At 31.3% G+C, this 2420-nt stretch carries 1 protein-coding gene and 1 pseudogene; both read left to right on the forward strand.

The window, feature by feature from the left end:
• Positions 1 to 119: 119 nt before the first annotated feature.
• Positions 120 to 983 (forward strand): annotated as a pseudogene (locus KYD98_RS17945) (tyrosine-type recombinase/integrase).
• A complete protein-coding gene (locus KYD98_RS17950; RefSeq protein WP_219781417.1) occupies positions 976 to 2136 on the forward strand; it encodes an IS91 family transposase in 1161 nt (386 codons plus the stop codon). The pseudogene KYD98_RS17945 and the gene KYD98_RS17950 overlap by 8 nt, the downstream one beginning before the upstream one ends.
• Positions 2137 to 2420: the final 284 nt, after the last annotated feature.

A 2420-nucleotide genomic window follows, 5' to 3' on the forward strand; every position in this document is an offset into this window, starting at 1 on the left:
GAATAGCACTAAACCGCTAGCGCGGTGGTTTCTTTAACATTTACTTATCTAATATTTCTTTATTGTATATAAACCTTTTTATTAGGCAATGACTCCAATAAAAAGGAGATGTTTTAATTATGACAAAAGATCAAATTTTAGAAAAATTAAAGTTTGATGTAGAACTTAGAGGCTTAAGTAAAAATACCCAAGATGAATACTACACTAAAGTTAAAATTTTTCAAGATTACTTTAATAAACCTGCAACTGAACTTAGTGAAAAAGATATTAGAGAATTTCTTCATTATCTTATAACAGAAAAAGGTCTTACTTCCGGAAGTGTAAATTCATACAATAGTGGTCTTAGATTTTTATATGGTGTAACTTTAAATACTAATTTAAATTACAAGCAAATACCTCGCCACCGCAGGCAACGTAAATTTCCAGAAATACTTACTAAAAATGAAATCCAAAGCCTTTTTGATGCATGTGATAATCTTAGAGATAAATGTATATTAATGACTCTCTATGGTGCTGGACTAAGACTTAGTGAAGTTACTGGTCTAAAAGTTACTGACATTGATAGTAAAAAAATGTAGTTATTTATCCGCAATGCCAAAGGCTCTAAAGATCGCTATGCATTGCTTTCGCAAGCTAATCTTGAAATTCTAAGAGTTTATTGGAAAGCTTATCGTCCAAAAGAATGGCTTTTTTACAGCAGAGTAAACACCGGAACACACATTACTCCAAGAGCAGTACAAAATATATTCCATAAATACATCAAAAAAGCCCATATTACTAAAAAAGTCACAGTACATTGTTTAAGACATAGTTTTGCAACTCACTTACTTGAATCAGGTACAAGTATATTTAACATTAAGCAACTATTAGGACATTCAGACATAAGTTCAACCTGTTTTTATTTACATTTACTTAAAATTGAGTCTTTAAATGTACTAAGTCCTCTTGATATTTTAACAGAAATGGAGAAAACTAATGGTTGAGGTTCAAGATATCTTCCTAAAATATGGCTTAGAATATCGTAAAAAACACAAGCTTACTCTTGTGCAACATAAAGCTATGTCTGCAATTGAAAACTGTAGAACCTCTCAGTTAGGTGGTCATATGGATGTATGCCAAGACTGTGGTAATGTTCAAATCTCTTATAACTCTTGCCGTAATAGACACTGCCCTAAATGCCAAACTCTTGCTAAAGAACGGTGGATTTACAATCAAAAATCCAATTTACTTAACGTAGGCTATTTCCATGTCGTGTTCACTATTCCAGATACTCTAAATTCTATGGTATATCAAAATCAAAGACAGTTCTATACCCTTTTATTTAAGGCTACTTCTGAAACTTTATGTGAATTGTCATCGGATAAAAAATATCTTGGTGCAAAGCTTGGTTTTACATCGATTCTACATACTTGGGGACAAAACCTTATGCATCATCCACATATTCACTGCATTGTACCAGGTGGAGGACTGTCTTCAACAGGAAAATGGATAAACAGCAGAAAAAAGTTTTTTATACCAGTAAAAGTACTTTCTCGCAAATTTAGGGGTAAGTTTCTGTATTATCTTAAGCAATTATACTATGAAAATAAGCTTGAATTTCATGGGAATCAAAATTATCTTTCAGATGAAATTGAATTCGAAAAACTGCTTTCAGATACCTATTCTAAAGAGTGGATTGTTTACTGTAAATCACCTTTTAAAGATGCTGCCTGCGTCGTCGAATATTTAGGTAGATATACACATAGAGTTGCTATATCAAATACTCGTATTCTAAGCATTGACAATGGCAATGTTACATTTAAATGGCGTGATTACAAAGACAAGAATAAGTATAAGGTAATGACTATTTCTGCTGATGAATTTATTAGAAGATTTCTTATTCATATACTTCCAAGTAGATTTATGAAAATCAGACACTATGGCTTGCTAGGTAATCGCAATAAAACTACTAAACTTAATATTTGTAAACAACTTACTAATACGCCTATTTTACTTAGAGATAAAATTTCAGTTCTTCAACTAATTAAAGAAATTACAGGCAGAGATTTATCAAAATGCCCTCACTGTGGTTCAAACAAACTCAGTATGTCTATTACATTTTGCAACTCTCCTCCTACAAATACTAAAACTTCATAACATTTTTAATATGCCCTGTAATGGGGAGGGGGAAACTATGCCTGTTTTACAATATTTAATACTTTTTTGTATCTTTATCACTATATTTTTAAATTTAATTTTTAAATTATCTTTTTAATTTATTAGGTGTGAGATTATTTAATCCCCATAATGACTGCTTGTATTTCCGCGGTTTCGTGCTATTGTAATTATCCAAAGTTAGGCGGACTTCTGTAAATTTTAAGCTCAAGCCCAAATCAAAGGTTTGAGTTTTTTCTGCCTAACTTCGTATAATTTGCTATGAA

This window comes from Clostridium weizhouense (assembly GCF_019431045.1).
GTDB classification, from domain to species: domain Bacteria; phylum Bacillota; class Clostridia; order Clostridiales; family Clostridiaceae; genus Clostridium; species Clostridium weizhouense.